We start from the raw sequence: 4,232 nt of genomic DNA on the forward strand, positions 1-4,232 counted from the left end.
CGGAGACCATGGGGTTCGCGTTCGGGTTCTGGAGAATCTCGAGGGACTGTTCGCTGTCCCGCTGATGGTCGGCGACGGTGCCTCCCTTCACGGAGGCCACGGGGCGGCCCATGGTCTTCTCCAGGGCCCTCGTCATGGCGCGGGTCTTGTCTCCGTCCGGTGGCAGGAGGTGGTCCGGCACAGCCGAGGCCGAGATCTCGGCGTCGCCCGGGCCGTTCTCGTCACCGGAGCCCTCCGAGCCTCCCGTACCGTCGCCGCCGGAGGCCGCGCCCTCTGACGGCGAGGCCGCCGGGTCGGTGTCCGAAGGGTTCGCCGAGGCACTGGCGTCCTGGTCCGCCTGCTGGCAGGCGGTGAGCGTCAGGGCGGCGGCCAGCATCAGGGCAGAGCCGGCGAGGGGTGTGGCGTGGCGGCGACGAGTCCTCATGGAGATGAGTGTGCCAGATCACACTCACCGAAGCCGCGGCGGAACGATACCGGTTCGGCAACGGTTCCGTCCGCGGCCACGGCCCACCGCCCACGGCCGGGTCCACGGCCCACGGTCCACCGCCGGGGCCTACGGCCCGCGGCCCGGGGCAGGTGGGCGATCGGCGGTCCCGGGCGGCCAGAGCGCCGTCCCTCCTGGGCGGCCAGGGCCTCAGCCCTCCGAGCTCGGCGGGCCTCAGCCGCCCGAGCCCGCCAGGCCTCGGCCTTCCCAGCCCGCCAGGCCTCAGCCGTCCTTCGCGTCGGCGCGGAGGTCCTCCAGCAGGGCCTCGTTGCGCTGCTTCACCTCCTCGGCCTGGTCCGCGCCCAGAGCGGGGTGGCTGATCTCGTAGACGCGGGGGCCCTCCACGGCGAGGGTCTGCACGGTGCGCAGGCCTCCGTCGTCCAGGTTCCCGTGCACCATGTGCTCCACGGTGCCCTCGCCCCATGGCTGCTGCTCCGTGCGCTCCACCTCCGGCTTCAGGAACTTCTCCTCGTCCGCGCAGGCCGGGAGTTCCACCTGGGTGACGGCGGCGTCCCGGAAGGCGATCGCGCTCTGCGGGGAGTCCGTGTCCTCCCGGTTCACATACCAGCTCTGCGCGGTGTCCATGTCCTGCGGTGCCCCGTTCACCTGGGTGTGTGCGATGTCCGCATCCAGGTGCACGCTGTCGCGGGCGACCAGCTGCGCAACGCACTCTTCGGAGAAGTCGCCGCCGACCTTCTCCTCCTCCCGTGCGATGCGCTCCTCGGCCGAGGCGGTCATCTCCTCGGGGGTACGGGTGAGGGCGTCCGCGTGCGGGCCGAGGTGCTCCTCCACCACCGCCACCATGGCGTCCAGCTCCTCCTGGACCGGCGGGACGGCGGTGGTGCCGCCGGCCTCGGAGGCAGTGCCGGCGTCCTCGTTCGGCGAAGCGGGCGAGTCCGAGCCGCTCGAGGCCTCATCCGTGGCTTCGTCGCTCGCCTCGTCCGCGGCTTCGTCAGTTGCCCCGTCCGAGGCCTCGTCGGTCGCCTCGTCCGAGGCCTCCGCGGACTGCGTGCTCGCCGCGGCTGTCGTCGTCGTGGGCGTGCTCTCGGCCTCGGCGGGATTCCCGCCGCAGCCGGCCAGGGCCAGGGCCGCGGTCAGCACGAGTGCGGTGCCGGCCAGGGCCGGGGTGGTGTGAGTGCGCTTCGTGGTGTCCTTGGCGTTCGTATCCATATGCCGGGACGTTGTCACAGCCGCGGCCACGGGACCAGGGATCCGGCGGTCTCGTCCTCGCAACGATCCCCGCGTCAGGGCACGGCAACGTCACGACGCCCAGGCCAGCCCGCCGAAAGCTCGTCCCGACCTCCTGGGCCGCAGGCCCCGTCGGCGACCACAGCGAACGGCCCCTCGCCCTGCTGAACTGGTCCCCGTTTCTTGGACTGGATATCCAGTTCCAGGAGACAGGGAGCAGTTCAGCGCAGGGCGAGAGGCCGTCGTCGGGAAGGGACGGACGCCGGTCCGGCCGGACGGAGGGGGTCAGGCCTCCGGCTGCTCCTTCATGGGCCAGGTCTTGGTGACCAGGGTGAGCACGTCGTACTGGGCGCAGAGCTCGTCGTCCTGGTTGTGGATCTGGCAGTCCCAGGCGACCTCCCCGTACTCGTCGGTGACGCGCGGGGTGATGCGCTTGGCGGTCAGGGTGACGCGGATGGAGTCGTCATAGGTGACCGGCGTGATGAACCGCAGGTTCTCCAGGCCGTAGTTGGCGAGCACCGGGCCCGGATCCGGGGCCACGAACAGGCCCGCGGCCCAGGAGACCAGCAGGTAGCCGTGTGCCACGCGACGCGGGAAGAACGGGTTGGCCATGGCGGCCTCCTCGTCCGTGTGCGCGTAGAACTTGTCCCCGGTCTTCTCGGCGAACTCGGTGATGTCCTCCAGGGTCACCTTGCGCAGGCCCGAGGCGAACTGGTCGCCGACCTTCAGCTCCGCGAGGGACTTGTAGAACGGGTGCTTCTTGGCGCCCGACTCCACGTCCTCGCGGGTGACGGTGTCCGCCGCTGCGCCCTGGTGCCACACGCCGGTGACGGCGGTGAGCAGGTCCGGGGAGCCCTGGATGGCGGTGCGCTGCATGTAGTGCTTCACGGCGCGCACGCCGCCGAGCTCCTCGCCGCCGCCGGCGCGGCCCGGGCCGCCGTGGACCAGCACCGGGACGGGGGCGCCGTGGCCGGTGGTGGTCTTGGCGGTCTGCCGGTTCAGGAAGTGCACGCGGCCGTGGTGTGCGCCGATGCCGGCGGCGAACTCTCGGGCGGTCTCGCCGTCGTTGGTGGCCACGGAGGCGACCAGCGAGCCGGAGCCCAGGGCGGCCAGCTCCACGGCCTCGGCGACGTCCGTGTAGCCGATCACCGAGGTGACCGGGCCGAAGGCCTCCACCGAGTGGACCTCAGGGGTGCGGGCGTCGTCGAAGGACAGGATGGTGGGGGCGAAGAACGCGCCGGCCTCGGCGTCGGCCGATCCGGTGTCCCCGTCCGGGCCGCCGAGGCGGACCTCCGCGCCGGCGTCCACCAGGCGCTGCACGGCCTTGCGGACCTCGGCCTGCTGCTCCTTGGAGGCCAGGGCACCCATGGTGGTGCCCTCGGTGCGCGGGTCGCCCAGCACCACCTTGGAGGACAGGCGCTCGGAGAGGGCCTCCACCACGGCGTCCACGTGCGCCTGCGGGGCGATCACGCGGCGCACGGCGGTGCACTTCTGGCCGGCCTTGACGGTCATCTCCTGGAACACGATCTTCACGAACGCCTCGAACTCCGGGGTGCCCGGGGCGGCGTCCGGGCCGAGGATCGCGGCGTTCAGGGAGTCGGTCTCCGCGGTGAAGCGGACCCCGCCCTCCTGCACGTTCGGGTGCTTCTTCAGCGTGGTGGCGGTGGCGGCGGAGCCGGTGAAGGCCACGTGGTCGCGGTAGTCCAGGTGGTCCAGCAGGTCGCGGGCGGAGCCGGAGATCAGCTGGATCGACCCCTCCGGCAGCACGCCGGACTCGACCATCAGGCGCACGCAGGCCTCGGTGACGTAGGCGGTCGGGGTCGCCGGCTTCACGACGGTCGGCACGCCGGCCACGAAGGACGGGGCGAACTTCTCCAGCATGCCCCACACCGGGAAGTTGAAGGCGTTGATCTGCACGGCCACGCCCGGGATGCGCTGGTAGATGTGCTCGCCGATGAACGAGCCGTCCCGGGACAGCGGCTCCACGTTGCCGTCGATGATCACGTTCGAGTTCGGCAGCTCGCGGCGGCCCTTGCCGGAGAAGGTGAACAGGGTGCCCACGCCGCCGTCCACGTCGAAGGCGTGGTCGCGCTGGGTGGCGCCGGTGGCGAAGGAGATCTCGTACAGCTCCTGGATGCGGGAGTTCAGGTAGATCGCGAGCTCCTTGAGCTTGAGCGCGCGTTCGTGGATGGTCAGCTCACCGAGGTTCTGCTGGCCCACCGTGCGGGCGTACTCGATGGCCTTGGCGGTGTCCAGGCCCTCGGTGGACACGTCCACCAGGTGCTCGCCGGTGTTGGCGTCCAGGACGGCGGTCTTCTTCGACGGGTTCTCCGGCGCCCACCACTGTCCGCAGACGTAGCTGGAAAGGACGGCGGGGGCCTGCTCGGCGGTGGTGGTCACACTGACTCCTTCGTGAGGGCGGCGGTGATCATGCGTGCGGCGCGCTCCGGGCCTGCCGGCGGGTGCCACCGGCGTTGCGGTCCGGGGCGTGCGAGCACGCGTGCCCGACCGATCGGTCGGTATTTGCCTCCACGCTACCGCAGAAGCTCGCGCCAGGGGA

General features: G+C 71.7%; 3 protein-coding genes. All 3 read right to left on the reverse strand.

What is annotated here, in order from left to right:
* A partial coding sequence (locus MLY01S_RS11650) for a hypothetical protein (protein ID WP_218000452.1) occupies positions 1-424 on the reverse strand: 424 nt, incomplete at its 3' end.
* A 282-nt stretch (positions 425-706) separates the two neighbouring features.
* The gene (locus MLY01S_RS11655) at positions 707-1,654 is read right to left on the reverse strand and encodes a hypothetical protein (RefSeq protein ID WP_067192348.1); all 948 of its coding nucleotides are present in this window, start codon (positions 1,652-1,654) and stop codon (positions 707-709) included.
* A 303-nt stretch (positions 1,655-1,957) separates the two neighbouring features.
* Positions 1,958-4,072, reverse strand: a complete 2,115-nt coding sequence (gene paaZ, locus MLY01S_RS11660) for a phenylacetic acid degradation bifunctional protein PaaZ (RefSeq protein ID WP_067192350.1) — start codon at positions 4,070-4,072, stop codon at positions 1,958-1,960.
* Between the last annotated feature and the right edge of the window lie 160 nt (positions 4,073-4,232).

This window comes from Micrococcus lylae NBRC 15355, assembly GCF_001570885.1.
Taxonomy (GTDB): Bacteria; Actinomycetota; Actinomycetes; order Actinomycetales; family Micrococcaceae; genus Micrococcus; species Micrococcus lylae.